Origin of the sequence: Nocardiopsis sp. CNR-923 (assembly GCF_001942255.1) — a bacterium.
GTDB lineage: Bacteria > Actinomycetota > Actinomycetes > Streptosporangiales > Streptosporangiaceae > Nocardiopsis.
In genome coordinates, this window is sequence record NZ_MKKC01000084.1 from 1 (window position 1) to 16,040 (window position 16,040).

Annotated in this window: 13 protein-coding genes, 2 tRNA genes and 2 pseudogenes; 8 read left to right on the forward strand and 9 right to left on the reverse strand. The window is 70.8% G+C overall.

Annotation, left to right across the window (positions count from 1 at the left end; genetic code table 11):
- Nucleotides 1-131: 131 nt before the first annotated feature.
- Together BJF83_RS13265 and BJF83_RS13270 are read right to left on the reverse strand one after the other, a co-directional pair.
- On the reverse strand, nucleotides 132-428 hold the full coding sequence (locus BJF83_RS13265; protein WP_075926579.1) for a DUF2087 domain-containing protein: 297 nt from the start codon (nucleotides 426-428) through the stop codon (nucleotides 132-134).
- Between the two features lie 15 nt (nucleotides 429-443).
- Complete coding sequence (locus BJF83_RS13270; RefSeq protein ID WP_075926545.1) at nucleotides 444-1,010, reverse strand: TetR/AcrR family transcriptional regulator; 567 nt, start codon at nucleotides 1,008-1,010, stop codon at nucleotides 444-446.
- Nucleotides 1,011-1,111: 101 nt separating this feature from the next.
- Here BJF83_RS13270 and hisN point away from each other — a divergent pair, with 101 nt between their 5' ends.
- From hisN to BJF83_RS13295, 5 genes are all read left to right on the forward strand, one after another.
- Nucleotides 1,112-1,912 carry a histidinol-phosphatase gene (gene hisN, locus BJF83_RS13275; RefSeq protein WP_075926546.1) on the forward strand — a complete coding sequence of 267 codons (801 nt, stop codon included), beginning with the start codon at nucleotides 1,112-1,114 and terminating at the stop codon, nucleotides 1,910-1,912.
- Nucleotides 1,913-1,929: 17 nt separating this feature from the next.
- Nucleotides 1,930-2,460 carry a hypothetical protein gene (locus BJF83_RS13280; protein WP_262391520.1) on the forward strand — a complete coding sequence of 177 codons (531 nt, stop codon included), beginning with the start codon at nucleotides 1,930-1,932 and terminating at the stop codon, nucleotides 2,458-2,460.
- Nucleotides 2,461-2,620: 160 nt separating this feature from the next.
- Entirely contained in the window at nucleotides 2,621-3,850 is a 1,230-nt protein-coding gene (locus BJF83_RS13285) for an ABC transporter permease (RefSeq protein WP_075926547.1), read from the forward strand.
- A 10-nt stretch (nucleotides 3,851-3,860) separates the two neighbouring features.
- Nucleotides 3,861-4,886, forward strand: a complete 1,026-nt coding sequence (locus BJF83_RS13290; protein WP_075926548.1) for a peptidase M23 — start codon at nucleotides 3,861-3,863, stop codon at nucleotides 4,884-4,886.
- Between the two features lie 91 nt (nucleotides 4,887-4,977).
- Nucleotides 4,978-5,607: an ABC transporter ATP-binding protein gene (locus BJF83_RS13295; RefSeq protein ID WP_075926549.1), complete on the forward strand. Its 630-nt coding sequence runs from the start codon at nucleotides 4,978-4,980 to the stop codon at nucleotides 5,605-5,607.
- Nucleotides 5,608-5,855: 248 nt separating this feature from the next.
- Here BJF83_RS13295 and BJF83_RS13300 read toward each other — a convergent pair.
- The 3 genes and pseudogenes from BJF83_RS13300 to BJF83_RS13310 all read right to left on the reverse strand — a co-directional run bounded on the left by BJF83_RS13300 (nucleotide 5,856) and on the right by BJF83_RS13310 (nucleotide 9,542).
- Nucleotides 5,856-5,932: transfer RNA gene (locus BJF83_RS13300), tRNA-Met, on the reverse strand.
- Nucleotides 5,933-6,258: 326 nt separating this feature from the next.
- A tRNA-Met gene (locus BJF83_RS13305) sits at nucleotides 6,259-6,335 on the reverse strand.
- Nucleotides 6,336-6,531: 196 nt separating this feature from the next.
- Nucleotides 6,532-9,542 (reverse strand): annotated as a pseudogene (locus BJF83_RS13310) (UPF0182 family protein).
- 293 nt (nucleotides 9,543-9,835) lie between these two features.
- On the opposite strand from BJF83_RS13310, the gene BJF83_RS13315 reads away from it, so the two are divergent.
- Nucleotides 9,836-10,381 carry a PPA1309 family protein gene (locus BJF83_RS13315; protein WP_262391521.1) on the forward strand — a complete coding sequence of 182 codons (546 nt, stop codon included), beginning with the start codon at nucleotides 9,836-9,838 and terminating at the stop codon, nucleotides 10,379-10,381.
- A gap of 57 nt (nucleotides 10,382-10,438) precedes the next feature.
- Here the strand turns inward: BJF83_RS13315 and BJF83_RS13320 are convergent, their stop codons facing one another.
- The 3 genes from BJF83_RS13320 to BJF83_RS13330 form a co-directional block, all read right to left on the reverse strand.
- On the reverse strand, nucleotides 10,439-11,521 hold the full coding sequence (locus tag BJF83_RS13320) for a PDZ domain-containing protein (protein ID WP_187347142.1): 1,083 nt from the start codon (nucleotides 11,519-11,521) through the stop codon (nucleotides 10,439-10,441).
- Between the two features lie 101 nt (nucleotides 11,522-11,622).
- The gene (locus tag BJF83_RS13325) at nucleotides 11,623-12,060 is read right to left on the reverse strand and encodes a molybdenum cofactor biosynthesis protein MoaE (protein WP_075926550.1); all 438 of its coding nucleotides are present in this window, start codon (nucleotides 12,058-12,060) and stop codon (nucleotides 11,623-11,625) included.
- 139 nt (nucleotides 12,061-12,199) lie between these two features.
- A complete protein-coding gene (locus BJF83_RS13330; protein ID WP_075926551.1) occupies nucleotides 12,200-13,258 on the reverse strand; it encodes an NAD-dependent epimerase/dehydratase family protein in 1,059 nt (352 codons plus the stop codon).
- Nucleotides 13,259-13,381: 123 nt separating this feature from the next.
- On the opposite strand from BJF83_RS13330, the gene BJF83_RS13335 reads away from it, so the two are divergent.
- Together BJF83_RS13335 and BJF83_RS13340 are read left to right on the forward strand one after the other, a co-directional pair.
- The gene (locus tag BJF83_RS13335; RefSeq protein ID WP_075926552.1) at nucleotides 13,382-14,797 is read left to right on the forward strand and encodes a zinc-dependent metalloprotease; all 1,416 of its coding nucleotides are present in this window, start codon (nucleotides 13,382-13,384) and stop codon (nucleotides 14,795-14,797) included.
- Nucleotides 14,798-14,800: 3 nt separating this feature from the next.
- Nucleotides 14,801-15,389 (forward strand): annotated as a pseudogene (locus tag BJF83_RS13340) (NUDIX hydrolase).
- A gap of 325 nt (nucleotides 15,390-15,714) precedes the next feature.
- Here the strand turns inward: BJF83_RS13340 and BJF83_RS13345 are convergent.
- Nucleotides 15,715-16,014, reverse strand: a complete 300-nt coding sequence (locus BJF83_RS13345) for a hypothetical protein (RefSeq protein ID WP_143831882.1) — start codon at nucleotides 16,012-16,014, stop codon at nucleotides 15,715-15,717.
- Nucleotides 16,015-16,040 lie beyond the last annotated feature (26 nt).

Consider the following 16,040-nt stretch of genomic DNA (forward strand, 5'->3'; position numbering starts at 1 on the left):
CTCGCACGTGGATCGAGCGGCATACGCGCTCCTCGTCGTCTCGGCGGACCCGTGTCGGGCGGTGCCGCGTTCTCCGCGCCGCACCGCCCGGGACGAGACCCACCACCGGTGAGCCGACCGGGGCGCGGGGCTCAGTCCTCAAGGTCCACGGTCCCTCCGCAACGCCAGTACCGCGATCGGTCCCGCTCCATGAATCCCTCGTCGACCAAGCAGTGCCGCAGCACCGACAGGTCCGCGGTGAACCGCCGCAGCACCGCGTTGACCTGGTCCTCCGTATACCGAACGCCGGGTTCGAAGGCACGGGCCACCAGGTCCAACAGCACCATCCGCTCGGACCGGCGCACCGGAAGCGCCGTGATCCGCCCGTCGGACAGGCACTCCTTGAGCACCTTCCGTCGATCCCGTTCCGACAGCGGCTCCTCCCACACGAGCGGCACCCTCTCTCAGCGGCTCACCAACAGCATCCCGTGCACCACGCGTTCCACGCGCTCGGCCGCCTGCTCCGGGTCGATCGGCTGGAGGGCGTAGGAGACCGTCAGCCGCACCGCCACGTCGGCCACAACCTCGGCCAGGGCCGCGTCCGCATCTGGACAACGCTCGCCCAGCCGCCACGCGATCCGCTCCCCCATCACTTCGAGGAGCGGCGCCGACCGCGTGGTGAGCACCGGCAGCAGGTCCCGGTCCCCCGTGACCACCGCCCGCATCAAGGGGTTGTCCCGCGCGGCGAGCAGCACCAGCCGCGTCGCCCGGCTCACCGCGTGGGCCGGGTCCCGTTCCTCCGCCTCCAACGACCGCACCACGGTGTCCAGCAGTCCGTCGACCTCGCGGACCACGACCGCCTGGAGCAGTCCCTCCTTGCTGCCGAACACGTTGTACAGGGTCTGCCGGGACACCCTGGCGGCCGCGGCGATGTCCGCCATCCGCTGCCCGGGCCACGACCCACCCACGACCTCGGCGTACGCGGCGTCCATCAACCGCTCCCGCGCCGACGTCCCCCTCTCGGTCTCCATGCCCCCATTCTTCCCGTACCGCCGTCCGTGTGACTAACACTCTGGTCACGCGGGGTGCCCGCATCGCCATCAGCGCCCCCGGCGAGGTAGCGTTACCGGCCATGGCGTCCTTTGACGATGATCTGCGACTGGCCCACGTGCTCGCCGACGCTGCCGACGACATCGCGCTCAAGCGGTTCCGCGCGCTGGATCTTGTGGTCGACACCAAGCCGGACCTCACCCCGGTGACCGAGGCCGACCGCTTGGTCGAGGAGACCCTGCGCGGTGTGCTCTCGCGTGCCCGCCCCCGCGACGCGGTCGTGGGCGAGGAGTACGGCAAGACGGGCAACAGCAACCGCGTGTGGGTCATCGACCCCATCGACGGGACGAAGAACTACGTCCGCGGCGTCCCCGTCTGGGCGACCCTCATCGCCCTGCTGGAGGGTGACCGTCCGGTCGTCGGCGTGGTGTCCGCCCCCGCCCTGCACCGGCGCTGGTGGGCCTCGAAGGGCGGCGGCACGTGGGCGGGGCGCAGCCTCTCGAAGGCGTCGCGCTGCCAGGTCTCCCGGGTGTCGGAGCTCACCGACGCCTCGTTCAGCTACTCGTCGCTGACCGGCTGGGAGGAACGCGGCCTGCTCGACTCGTTCCTCGGCCTGACCCGATCGGTCTGGCGCACACGCGCCTACGGCGACTTCTGGTCCCATGTGATGGTCGCCGAGGGCGTCGTGGACGTGTCCGCCGAACCGGAGCTCTCCCTGTGGGACGCCGCGCCGCTGCCGATCATCCTGGAGGAGGCCGGCGGTCGGGCCACCAACCTGCGAGGCGAGGACTTCGAGGACGGCGGCCCGCTCGTGTGCAGCAACGGCGCCCTCCACGACTCCGCTCTGACGTGGCTCAACGGGGGACCCATACCCGTTCGGTGACGACCCGAGTCGTTTGCGTGACGATTCACTCCTCCATCGGCGCGCGTCGTAGTAGCCTGCCGGGTGTGCAGACCTCCAAACCCCTCCTGGCCGCGCTGTGCGGTTCGGCTCTCCTGCTCACCGGCTGCGGCGGCGGGCACGGGCACACCCCCGAAGAGCTCGACGAGATGATCGCCGACACCGTGCGCGCCTCCGCCGAGGCGGACCCCTCCGCGCTGCCGGACGCGGTGTTCGACCCCGACACCTTCATGTGCTCCCCCGCCGTGGACTCCCCCGCGTCGGACGTCTGGCGCACGGAGGCGCCCCGTTCGGGCACCACGCCGGGCGAACCGGTGCGCCTGGGGGTGCTGGCCGACGGGGACACCGACGTCTCCGACGTGACCGTGACCGTCCTCGCCGCCGACGAAGCCTCGTCCGCCGAGGCCGACCTCGTCCAGGCTCCTGGTCCCACGTCGAATATCCCCAGGACTTCACCCCCAGCGCCGACGGGCCCTCTCAGGGTGTTCATACCGTTATCTGGTCCGACAGCGCCTCCGGAGCCGCTCTGACCTGCGACGGCTTCACGGTCGAGTGACACTCGACCGCAAACCCCTCCGCACGGTGAACCGCAAACCGCCTTCCCCACGTTGGGTGTCGTGAAACCACTCGATTCACGCTGGCCCGGCCGACGCATCGACGGCGCAGGGCCCACAAACGGGAAGGGACCGAATGCTACGTTCCCTGACTGCCGGGATCGTGCTCGCCTTCGCCGGTTCCCGGGCCAACATCGCCCGGACCATCCTGTCCTGCGCGGGCGTTGTCATCGGTGTCGGCGCCCTGATCGTCGTGGTCATGGCCAGCGACTTCGGTCAGCGTTACGCCGTGGCCTACAGCGAGATCCAGGGAGGACTCCCCGCGACCCTTGAGGTCGTCGTCGACGATGACGTCACCGATCGCGGCGCCCTGGAGGAGGATCTGCGCCGCTCCGGCGGGGAGCAGGTCTCCCTCTACCAGATGCCGAGCGACACCATCCAGATCCGGTCCGGCGACGCGACCGTGCCCGACGTGGACTTCCTCGGAGTCGACGCCGAACTCGGCGACATCCGCCGCCTCGACGTGGCCCGGGGACGCTGGTTCGCCGAAGAGGACACCGAGTCCCTCGCCCCCGTCCTGGTGGTCAACGAGTCCCTGGCCAGCCAACTGTCCGACGTCACGCGCGTGCAGATCGGCCAGGGCCAGTGGGTGGACGCGCGCGTCGTCGGCGTTGTCGCCGACACCAATCTGGACTTCGCCTGGCAGACCGCCTACCTGCTGCGTTCCCCCGCCACCGAGGAGATGCTCTTCGCTTCGGCGGGGGCGCAGGCGCCTTCGGACGACGTCCACACCACCTACGTCGTGCGTCTGGACCCGGAACACCCGGGTATCGGGGAGTTCGGCGAGGGCTTCGCGAGGACGCTGTCCTCCGCCGGTTGGCGCTGGGGGGTCGACAGCCCCGAAGCGATCTCCAGCTACCGCGTGGACAGCGCCGACCTGCTGGTGGAACCCCTCCGCTACATGACCTGGGGCCTCCTGGGCATCGCCTTCATCACCCTGGGCACCGGTCTGCTCGGTGTGCTCAACGTCGGGCTGGTCACCGTGCGCGAGCGCCGCCGCGAGCTGGCCACCTACCGTGCCCTGGGCGCCAGTCGCTTCACGCTCTTCGTGGCCGTGGTGATGGAAGCCGTGGTCGTGGCGTTCGTGGCCGGCGTCATCGCCCTCGCCGGGTGCTGGGCGCTGGCCGCCCTGGGCTCCGCGGTCATCACCGAACTCGGTCTGGTGCCACCCGGCGTCGACGTGCGCGTACCCGCCAACGGGGTGCTCCTCGGACTGGGCAGCGCCTCCGGCGTCGGACTGTTGGCGGGGATCATCCCCGCGGCCCGGGCGCTGCGCGCGTCCGTCGTGGCCGGACTCCGCGAGTAGGAGACTCAAGATGAGCAAGAAGAAGTGGATCATCGCCGGCGCCGGGCTCGTGCTCCTCGCGGGGCTCGGCGGCGGCGCCTTCGCGGTGCTGCCGCTGGTGCTCAGCGGTGGCGGCGGCCCGGAGGTCCCCGTGGAGCAAGCGGCCCTGGAGTCGAGCGTGCCGCTCACGGTGGAGTTGGGCTCGATCAGTTCGGTGATGGTGCTGGACGCCACCGTCCGAGCCGCCCCCGGTGAGGACGTCGCGGCACGCAACGGCGGCACGGTCACCCGCGTCTGGGTGGGTGACGGCGCGCCGGTCGAGAACGGCGCGCCGATCGTGACCCTGTCCGTCCCGGGTACGGACGGGGGCTCCGAGGGCGAGGACGGCGCCGAGGCCTCCGCCACGCGCGAGGTCACGCTGCACGCTCCACGAGCCGGCGACGTCTCCGGGCTCGGCGATCTGCGCGACGGTGACGTACTCGAACCGGGGACGGTCGTGGCCGCGGTCGCCCCGGACGAGTTCCGGGCCGTCGCGTCCATCCCGTCCAACGACCTGTACCGGTTCGGGGACGAGCCCCGGGACATCGAACTGAGCATCGACCAGGGCCCCGCTCCCACCCCGTGCGAGTTCGTCTCCCTCGGCCCGGCCGACCAGGGCGCGCCCGAGGGCGGCGAAGGAGCCGAGGACGGCGAGGCCGGAGGCGAAGGCGGCACCGAACTGGTCTGCCGCGTCCCCGCCGACGTGGAGGCCTACGAGGGCGTCCAGGGCGACCTGTCGGTGGCGGTGGACGACGTCTCCAACGTCGTCGCCGTCCCCGTGACCGCAGTGCGCGGGAGTGCTGACGAGGGCGAGGTCGTGGTCGTGGCCGAGGACGGCTCCCAGGAGACGCGGGCGGTCAGCCTGGGCCTGTCGGACGGATCCATGGTCGAGGTCGCCGAGGGCCTGAGCGTCGGCGAGCAGATCCTGGACCCGGTTCCGCTGGACCCCCGGTTCGACGTTCCGGGCACGGACGAGGAGGAGTTCTCCGAGGAGGAGTTCTTCATGGAGGTGGAGTAGATGTCGGTCGACTCACCCGCGCCGGAGGCCGCGCGCCCCCCCGGCCGACACTTCGGCGCTCCTCCGTGTGGATAGCCTGACCAGGTACTTCATGGTGTCAGGCGCCCGAATCGACGTGCTGCACGACTGCACGTTCGAGGTTGCCCGGGGCGAGGTCGTGGCGATCGTCGGGCAGTCCGGGTCGGGCAAGTCCACCCTTCTCAACATCCTCGGCCTGCTCGACAAGCCCAGCGGCGGCGCGTACACATTCGACGGTGTGGAGACCACCCGTCTGGGCGAGGGACGCCGGTCGAGGCTGCGCGGCGAGGGCATCGGCTTCGTCTTCCAGCAGTTCCATCTGCTGGAACGGCGCAGTGCCCTGGCCAACGTGGGTGTGCCGTTGGTGCTGGGCGGGGTCCCGGTGCTGCGTCGCCGGGCCCGGGCCCGCGCACTGCTGGAATCGGTCGGCCTGGGCCACCGGCTCAACTCACACCCGCACCAGCTCTCCGGCGGTGAGCAGCAGCGTGTGGCGCTGGCTCGGGCGTTGAGCCGGGAGCCCGCGCTCATCCTCGCCGACGAGCCCACGGGCGCCCTGGACGCCGCCAGCAGCCGGATGATCATGGACGAACTCCTGGGGCAGGCCGAGCGGCGCGGCGCCGCCGTGGTGGTGGTGACGCACGACCCCAAGGTCGCGGAGCGGGCCGACCGCGTGGTCGAACTCGTCGAGGGCCGCACCCGCTGAGCCCACGCGGGTCCGGGCCGCGGCGGCGACGCCGCGGCCCGGACCCGCTCCTCCGAGCGAAATGCCCCGGAGACCAGCGCTGTTTCGCGGCGTCGTCGGACGTGTTCGGGAAATGCGAAGGGCCGCGTTCGGAAGACGAAACCCAGCGAACCGGTCCGCGTTCGCTCAGGGGTGCGGGATCGATCCCAGGAAAAGCGAGAGGCCGGTGGATAAGGAAGTCTCGCTTCCGACTCCACCAGCCTCTCGGTTGGTAGCGGGGACAGGATTTGAACCTGCGACCTCTGGGTTATGAGCCCAGCGAGCTACCGAACTGCTCCACCCCGCGTCGTTGACCCCTACTTTAGGGGGTTTCCCCCCGGGTGGCAAATCGGTTTTTTTACCGATCGGGATCCACCCCGGCTTGATCTTCCGACCAGGCCTTCGCCAATCCTACCAGGGCGCGAAGCCCCGAACGACCGCGGCGAGCACCCCTACCGCCATCCGGCCGAATTGACACCGCGCCACGCCCGGAGCGAGACACCGGGCGAAAAGCACCGGACCGGAAATGTCTTCCCGCCCTGGTTTCCCTCGGCGACTTGGGGGTCACCCCGCGAAAAAGCGAAAAGCCGGTGGGGAAGGAAGCCTGGCTTCCGACTCCACCAGCCTCTCGGTTGGTAGCGGGGACAGGATTTGAACCTGCGACCTCTGGGTTATGAGCCCAGCGAGCTACCGAACTGCTCCACCCCGCGTCGTTGTGTTCCCAACAGTAGCGTGTCCGGGCCGTGAACCCAAATCGAAACCACGAGACGTGGCCCACCCCGGTGCACCGGCGGTGACGGGGCCGGGGGATCCCGTCGTCCCCGCACACGGGCGGGGCGGAGCCCGAAGACCCCGCCCCGTCCTCCGCCGACCCGGCCGGGCCCGGCCCCGGTCGGACTTCGGCGGCTACTCGTTCAGCGCCTCCTCGATGGCCTCCAGTGCCTCACGGAGGTCCTCGTTGGCCTGGTCCTGGTTCTCCTGCGCTTCCTCCCAGGCCTCGACCGCCTCGTTGAGCGCGTCGGTGAGTGCCTGGTCGCCCGAGGGCTCTTCCGTCTCCGTGTCGCCCTCGGCGGACTCCTCGCCCTCAGCGGGCTCCTCGGGGTCGGGCAGCGGAGCCTCACCCTCACCGAAGAGGTTGTTCAGCGCGTCCTGGAGGTTGTTGCCGATGGCGACGTCCTCGCCGAACCCGACCATCACCTGCTGGAGCAGCGGGAACGAGGCCGCGCCTCCGCCGCCCGCCTGCACGTACAGCGGCTCGACGTACAGCAGACCCCCCGCGAACGGCAGGGTCAGCAGGTTGCCCCGCGTCACCTCCGCGTTCGACTGCTCCAGGGGCAGCAGGACCTCGCGGACCGCCGCGTCGGAGTCGAAGGCGTTCTGCACCTGGCCGGGACCGAAGTTGACCGTGCTGCGCGGCAGTTCCAGCAGTTGCAGCTGACCGTAGTCCTGCGACTCCGCGTCGCTGTTGACCGCCATGAAGGCCGCGAGGTTCTCACGACCCCGCGGGACGAACGTGGTGGTCAGCGAGAAGCTCGCCGTGTCCCCGCCCGGGTAGTTGATCGTCTGCCGGTACGGCGGCATCGGGTCGTCGGTGTCGCGGGTCGGGTCCGTCGGCACCGTCCAGAAGTCCTGGCCGCCGTAGAAGGCCTCCGCGTTGGTCACGTGGTACTGGCGCATGATCTCGCGCTGGACCTTGAACAGGTCGTCCGGGTAGCGGACGTGCTGGAGCAGCTCCTCGCTCATCTCCGACCGCGGGGTCACGATGTCCGGGAACGCGCTCATCCAGGTCTGGAGGACGGGGTCCTCCTCGTCCCACGCGTACAGGGTGACGGTGCCGTCGTAGGCGTCGACGGTCGCCTTGACCGAGTTGCGGATGTAGTTGACCTCGTTGCCGGGCAGAGCGCCGACCTGCTGCGCCGTCCCGTCCGTGAACGTGTCCGTGACCGCCTGGTTGAAGTCGATCGGGTTGGCGTACGGGTAGCCGTTGGACGTGGTGTAGGCGTCCACGATCCACTGGATCCGGCCGTCCACCACCGCCGGGTAGGGGCTGCTGTCGACCGTCAGGAAGGGGGCGACGCGCTCCACGCGCTCCAGCGGGTCGCGCTCGTAGATGATGCGCGAGTCGCTGGTGATGGCGCTGTTGAGCAGGATGTTGGGTTCCTGGTACTTGATCGCGTACAGGATCCGGTCGAAGAAGCTGCTCAGCTGGACGCCGCCGCTGCCTTCGTAACGGTTGTAGGCCTGGGACTGGCCGTCCTCGCCGTCCTCACCGTCCTCGCCGGCCCCGTCCTCGCCGGCCCCGTCCTCGGTGGCCCCGTCCTCGGTGGCCTCCGGCGTGGGCTCGTCCTGCGCGCTCCCCTCGGAGCCGGAGTCAGCCTCGGCGTCGGCGTCCGCGTCCGCGTCGAGCGGGGCGCGGGCCTCGTCCGGCGTGGGGCTGGGCGTCGGCTCCTGCGCGTCCTCCAGGGTGGGGACCTCCTCGGTCTCCTCCTCGGGGTCCAGCGGGTAGTCGTACTCGTTCTCGGCCTGGACGACGACGTACTCGGCGCCCTCGCGGCCGTAGTAGATCCGCGGCTCGTACTGGCCGGTGACCTCGCTCAGCTCGCCCCGGGGCGGGATGTTGTACTCGGTGAAGACCGGGCGTCCCTCCGGGTCGATCAGGTTGCCCGCGGCGGCGACCATGCCGTAGCCGTGGGTGTAGATCAGGTGGCGGTTGAGCCAGTTGTCCTGGTCGGCGGGGGGACCGTCGAGTTCGCGGACGGCCACGATCGTGTCGATCAGGTTGCCCTCGGTGTCGGGGTAGCGGTCGACCTCCAGCACGTCCGGGAACTGGTAGAAGCCGCGTACCTGCTGCATCTGCTGGAAGGTCTGCGAGATGACGGACGGGTCGGCCAGACGGACGCTGGGAATGGTGTCGGCCTCGGAGGCCAGCTCCTGCGGCGTCAGCTCCGTGGTGGCGTCGTAGTCCGTCACCTCGCGTCGGCGATCCCGTAGGCGTTCCGTGTGCTCTCGATGTTGCGTTCGATGTAGGGCTGTTCCAGGCGCAGCTCGTTGGGCCCGACCTGGAAGCGCTGGACGATCTCGGGGTAGGCGACACCGACCAGCACGGCGGACAGGACCAGCAGTCCGAGGCTGGCCATGGGGACCATGGTGTTCTTGAAGTAGACGTTGGCGAAGAACAGCACGGCGCAGATGACCGAGATGACCGTGAGGATCGTCAGGGCCGTCTTGACCGCGTTCACGTCGGTGTAGGACGCGCCGAAGGTGTAACCGCGGTCGGAGAAGACCAGGCCGTAGCGGTCCAGCCAGTACGACCCGGCGCGCAGCAGCACGAAGACGCCCAGCAGCACCGACAGGTGCACGCGGGCGGCGGGGGTGGCGCGCTGGCCGCTGTCGTTCTGGAGGCGCACGCCCCCGTACAGGTAGTGGACGATGACCGCGGCGATGAACGCCAGGATGACCGCCGCGTAGACGTACCCGAGCAGCGTCCGCAGGAACGGGTAGACGAACGCGAAGAACCCGATGTCCATGGCGAACTCGGGGTCGAGCGCACCGAAGTCGGTCGCGTGCACGAACTGGAGGTAGGCGCGCCAGTCACCGCTGGCCGCGGCTCCGGCCAGCAGGGCGAGGGCACCGACCGCGATCCAGAAGAACAGCTTGCGGTGCGGGTCGATCGACTGCCGGTAGCGGTCGAGTCCCTGCTGCTCCAGGCTCATGGGTCGCACACCGGGTCGGGACCGGTAGGCGAAGAAGATGCTGGCGCCGACGATGACGGCCATGACCAACGCGGAGACGGCGAACAGGAGCACGCGCGTCCACAGCTCGGTCAGGAAGACCGTCGTGAACCCGACGGAGCTGAACCACTTGTAGTCGGTCCAGAAGTTCGCGGCGAGCGCCAGGCCCGCGATGATGACGACCACGGTCGCCGCGACAGGCGCGAGCAACCTTGATCGGCGAGGCATACGCGCAGGTGGTGCGCCGGGCGATCGGAAGCTCACGCCTCCCCCTCGTTCTGGCTTGCTAGATGCGTTCGGTGCGCGTGTGGCGCCTTGTTACTGAGAACTTATGCGGAGGCCGCCGGGTTCCCGAAATCCCCCCGGCCGGGTGACGAGCCGGCATCGGTGGGGTATCGGAGCGGCAACCCCCACGTCCATGGCGACCCTACTGTCCGGGAACGGACCGGTGAGGGTCTGGCATCGGTCACCATGGAGGCGTGTCGAACATTCGCGAAGCCGTCATGGACCTGGAACGCCACGCCGCCGAGCAGGGGTGGGACCGGCCACTGGGCCTGTACGCCCTGGTCCCGACCGCCGACCTGCTGAAGGCGGAACCGGCGCTGGCCAGCCTCCTGGGAATCGACTCCCCCGTCGACCCCGACGAACTCACCCCGGTCGAGCAGGAGCCCCTGCCCGACGACGTCCCCCTGGAGGAGGCGTTGGGGCGCATCCTGTGGCCGGAGGACGTGGCCGGCTGCGCGCTGGTGATGGAGCGTCTGGTGGTCAAGGGCTCCGACGAGACGCTGGCCGTGGGCGAGGGCCCGGTCGAGTCGGGCCGGGAGACCGAGGAGATCCGGATGGTCGCCGGAGTGATGCGCGACGGCTCGCGCCACTGCGCGATGCGGATGCGCAGCCACGACAGCGACTCCGAGGTCCTCAACGGCGCCGACCTCATCCCGGCGCTGACCTCGGCGCTCGCGTTGACCCTGGACCTCGACGAGGACGATGGCGGGGAGCGGGGCGACCGGTCCGCGAAGGGCTGACCGGAGCGTCGGCGGCCGGGGCGGCGTCCCGGCCGCCACCGGTTCCCGCGGCCTCACCTACGACGCGCAGCGGGGCAGTTCGCCCTGGCCGGTGCGGATGGCCTCCAGTGCGCCCACCGCGTCGTCGAGCGTCTCCACCCGGACCACCTCCAGCTCCCCGTAGGCGGCTGACTCGACGACCTGGGAGCAGCTTTCGGCGGCCACGAGGAAGTACTCGGCGCCGTCGCGCTGGGCGCTGACCATCTTCTGCGGGATGCCGCTGATCCCGCCGACCCGGCCGTCCGCGCTGATGGTGCCCGACCCGGCCACCCGGGCGCCACCGGTCAGACCCTCCTCGCTGAGCCGGTCCATGATCCCGAGGGCGAACATCATCCCGGCGCTCGGTCCGCCGATGTCGCCGACCGAGATCTCGACGTCGATCGGGAAATCGGTCTCGTCGGCGATGAGGATGCCCACGGCGGCGGTGCCGTCCTCCCCCTCGGCGGTGGTGATCTCGACCTCGACGGTCTCGCCGTCGCGGTCGACCACCATCCCCACTGGGTCGCCGGGCTCGCGCGCACTCACCGTGTCCACGACGGCGGCGCTGCCCACGGCCTGGTCGCCGTCGACCTCACCGGTGTCGGTGGGGACGGGCTCCCCGTCGATCTCGACGATCACGTCGCCGGACTCGACCAGGCCCTCGGCGGGCATGTCCTCGACGGTGCCCGCGACGATCGGCACCGCCTGGTAACCGATGCCGAGCTGGTTGAGGGCGGCGGCGGTGGCGTCGGTCTGGGAGTCGTTCATCTGGACGGTCTGCCGCTCGCTGACCTCCTCGGGCGAGCGGTCGGCTGGAAAGAGCAGCTCCTCGGGCATGACCGCGTTGCTCGGCGAGAGCCATCCGGTGAGGACCTCCAGTGTGCTGAGCCGCCGCTGGGGGCCGCCCGCGTACTGGATGGTGACCATGGAGAGCGCGCCCTCGTGCTCGTAGGTCCGCGCGCCCTCGATCCGGATCACCGGGCCGTTCTCGAACTCGCCCACGGTGTTCACCGTGACGCCGGGGGTGGCCACGATGTAGGGCATGGGGAGGTAGAGGCTGCCGACCGCCAGTCCCACGAGCAGGACGAGCGCGACGACGAGGGTCAGGACGCGACGAAGCATGCCCATACCTTATGGCCCGTGCGGAACCGGGGCGCGCGCCCGATCCGATCATCGGCGATGAGGGATGAACAGGGACCGGAGGAAGCCGTCCGCGTGCGGTCCTACGGCGTGCCGACCCACTCGTCCCGGCCGTCCTCGAAGGACTGGTGCTTCCAGACCGGCACCTCCGCCTTGAGGTCGTCGATCAGCCGGCGGCAGGCGTCGAAGGCCTCCTGGCGGTGTGCCGCCGCGGCCGCCACGACCACCGCCGCGTCGCCGATCTCCAGGTCGCCGACGCGGTGGACGGCGGCCATCCGCACGACCGGCCGACCGGGGACACTGGTGTCGGAGAGGACCTTCTCCATGACGGCCCGCAGCCGCTCCTCGACCGAGGGGTGCGCGGAGTAGGCCAGCCTGGCGACTTCGCGCCCGTGGTCGTGGTCCCGTACCGTGCCGATGAAGACCGCGGTCCCCCCGGCGTGGGGGTCCGCGACGGCGGCGAGGACCTCGTCGACGGACAGGGGCGTGGCGCGCACGGCGGCGAGAGTGATTTCTTGCACGACTCGACGGTACCAACTCTGACCTGCCCGACCCCGGATTCGACGCAAGCCCTGTGCGGTCCTCCAGTACGGCGCGGGCCCTCCTCGTCGTCCGGCACCAAGGCCGCGCCGCCGTCCATGCGAGGGCCGCGCCCACGGGTCAGCTGCGGCCGCGCCGGCGCAGGTGGCGGATGGCTGCGGCGGTGCCGATCGCCGCGGCCGCCGCACCGGCCGCACCCGCGGCGGTGATGGTGACCTCCTTGGCCCCCAGCTCGCGGCCGACCAGCGCGGGCTTGCCGCTCCGGGACTCCAGCAGCGCGGTGAGCACGTCACGGTTGTCGTACAGGGGCTTCCACCCAGCCTCGCGCAGGGCGGCGCAGTCCACGACACAGGGGTAGACGAGGTGCTTGAGCTCGCCCTCCGCCGCCGGGGTGATCTTCGCCTGGTGGAGGCGGCGGATCGCGCCGAAGGCCAGGTTGGCGGTGACCTCGAAGGACTTCATGCCCGCGATCTCCTCCACCTCCTCCTGGGCGAGGGAGCCCTCGCACGCCACCGTGACGACGCCGTCGACGCCGTGCAGGGCGCAGAACCCCAGCGCGCTGGCCAGGTCGTCGACGTGGCAGAACTGCCAACGCTGCTCGTTCCCCTTGACCGTGAGCAGGCGCGGAGCCGAGAAGTGGCGGCTGAGCAGGGTGTCCAGCCCGGGTCCGACCAGCGGCGCAGGGCGGACCACGGTCACGGACAGACTGGGGTGGGCGCGGTGGGCGCGTTCGGCCAGGGCCTCGATCTCCGCGAGGTCACCGGTCAGCGCGGCGCTGTTGTCGGACACCCGGGGGGCGTCCTCGGGCAGCGGCACCGGGTTGTCGGGGGCGGCGCCGTAGACCATCGTGCCCGTGACCAGGATGACGCGCGGCACGCCCGACGCCGCGGCGGCGGTCAGCACGGTCTGCGCGGCGCGGATGTTGTGCTGGCGCCGCTTGGCGGGCTTGGTGTCCAGGGAACGGTCGTCGGCGGTGTGCACGAGGACGTCGATCCCGTCGAGCCGGGAGACGAGCGCCGGATCGCACACGTCGGCGATGCGCCACGTGACGCCGGGCAGGTCGGAGAACCCGTCGTCGATCGCGACGATCTCCCGGGCAGCCACGGAACCAATCGGCTCGGTCAGGCGTTGCACGAGGAGCCGACCCACACCGGAGGCGGCGCCGGTGACCGCGACCACCGGCCCCTCGCCCTCGGACGGGCTGTGCTCTGGGCGAACCTGGCTGCTATCGGTATTCACTCCGGGCGACTCCCAGCTAACGTGACAGTGGAGACCAAACCTAATCCTGCCTGAGGTCTGATCGTGAGCGACCTGCCATTCGGTTTCAGCATGCCGAACGACCCCGATGACGAGTCCGGACGCCGTTCAGGCGACTCCGGCTCGGGTGCCGGCAGCGGCCGCCCGGGCGGGGGAGACTCCGGAACGCCGAGCGACTTCCCGTTCGGCGACCCCCAACAGATGGCCAACATGCTCCGGCAGTTCGCCGACATGATGTCCGCCCAGCCGAGCCCCGGTGGCGCCACCGGCGCCGGCGAGGAGGCGTCGGCGTCGGGGATCAACTGGGACATGGCCAAGAACATCGCGCGGCACACGGTGTCCCAGCACGGCGACCCGAGCATCCCGCCGCACGACTACGCCAAGGTCGAGGAGGCGCTCCGCCTCGCCGACCTGTGGCTCGACCAGGCTACCGACCTGCCGTCGGGCCTCCACACCGCGCAGGCCTGGAGCCGGTCGGAGTGGATCGAGAAGACGATGGACGCGTGGGCGCAGCTGTGCGACCCGCTCACGTCCAAGACCGTGCGTGCCATGGGACAGAACCTGCCCGAGGAAATGCGTTCGGTGGCGGGTCCGCTGCTGGGCATGGTCCAGCAGATGGGCGGCATGATGGTCGGCCAGCAGGCGGGCCAGGCCATCGGTGAGCTGGCACGCGAGGTCATCGGCACCGCGGACATCGGGGTGCCGCTGGCCGGCGAGGGCAACGCCGCCCTGCTGCCGCCCGGTGTGGCGGCGTTCGGCGAGGGGCTGGAGATCCCCGAGGACGAGGTGAGGCTGTACCTGGCCGCCCGCGAGGCCGCCGTGCACCGGCTCTACTCGCACGTGCCGTGGCTGCGCTCGCACGTGTCCAACCTGGTCGAGGAGTACGCGGCCGGGATGTCCTTCGACGTCAGCGGCCTGGAGGACCGGCTCGGCGAGATCGACCTCACCAACCCCGAGGCCCTCCAGGAGGCGCTGTCCGGCGGTATCGGCGGTGAGGGCCTGTTCCAGCCGGAGGACACCCCCCAGCAGAAGGCGGCTCTGGGCCGGCTGGAGACCACGCTGGCGCTGATCGAGGGCTGGGTGTCCACGGTGGTGTCGGACGCGGTGTCCGACCGGTTGCCGCAGTCGGGGGCGCTGGCCGAGGCGACCCGGCGGCGCCGGGCGACCGGTGGGCCCGCAGAGCACACGTTCGCCGCGCTGGTCGGGCTGGAGCTGCGACCGCGCCGTCTGCGCGAGGCGTCGGCCCTGTGGACCGCGCTGGAGCGGGCGCGGGGCGTCGAGGGGCGCGACGCGGTGTGGCAGCACCCGGACCTGATGCCCACGGGCGCCGACCTGGACGACCCGGACGCGTTCGTCAGCGGCGGCGGGGAGTTCGGTGACGCCGACTTCGACATCTCGAAGCTGACCGGCGACGCGGACGACGCGAAGGACGACCGGGACGACCGCGGAGAGGGCGCCTAGGCCGTGTCGTTGCACGCTGACGCCCGGGCGGTGCTGGGTGCGTGGAGCGCGCCCGACGCCCGGCAGGAGGAGCTGCGCCGGTCGTACCTGGAGCATCTGGGCGCGCACGAGGACGCGATGTGGCGCGGGTGCCTGCCCGGCCACGTCACGGCGAGTTCGGCGATCATCTCGGCGGACGGCTCCCGGGTGGCACTGGTGCTGCACGGTGTCCACAATCTGTGGTTGCAGACCGGGGGACACTGCGAGCCCGAGGACGCCACGCTGGCCGGGGCGGCGCTGCGGGAGGCGACCGAGGAGTCGGGGATCGCGGGGTTGACCCTGCTGCCCGAGCCCGTCCGGCTCGACCGCCACGCGGTGCCGTGCGGCGGTGGAAGCCACCACCTGGACGTCCAGTACGCGGTCATCGCGCCGCCGGACGCGTGCTGGTGCTGGATCCGGAGGAGTCGCACGACCTCGGCTGGTTCCCGGTCGACGCGGTGCCGGAGCCGTCCGACGAGCCGTGCCGCGCCTGGTGCGGGCCGCCGCCTCCGCGGTGGCGGAGCACCTGGCCGCCGGCCGGGCGTCCACGGCCTGTTCGGGGACCGGTGCGTAGGGACGGACCCGGGTGGAACGGCGGCGTCGCGCGGCGGCGGAGTGGCGTCCGCGAGCGGGGGTGACCAGGGCGTTCAGGTAGGCCCTGGCGACGGCGACGAGGGCAGCGGTAAACTTGCGCACGCTGGCATTCCTTTTCCTTGAAAGATGCTTTCTTGCTGGCCACGACCCCGGGCGGTGTCTAACCGTCGCGGGGTCTTTGACGTTGGTGGTGCGCGAAGAGAGTACGGCTTTTTCTCGGATCGCGCACCTATTGCCGAGGCATAAGCGCTGAATGCCCGAAATATCGACGTTGCCCCCATGCCACATACCGGAAATAACAGCATTCACCGCTTTCGGGTCCGACGCGGAAGCGGCGGCAACCTGGGCCGGGGAACGGGCGTGACCGGAAGCGACGGAGGCACGGCGAGGCAGCCGAGACCACCCGCCAACCCAGCCCGCGTGGCCACCACTTCGCCCACCACGGCCTCGGGGAACTCGGTGTCCATGTACATGCGGACACCGCGACCGTCGAGCCACGTGTAGCAGCCGAACCCGCTCATGGTGATCTCGCAGTTCCCCAGGTACGGGCAGCACGTGAGGGTGGGGATGGGTTCGGCGGAGAACCAGTGGGATTTGTCGGACATGGCACTGCTCAGACCACGTCGCGTGA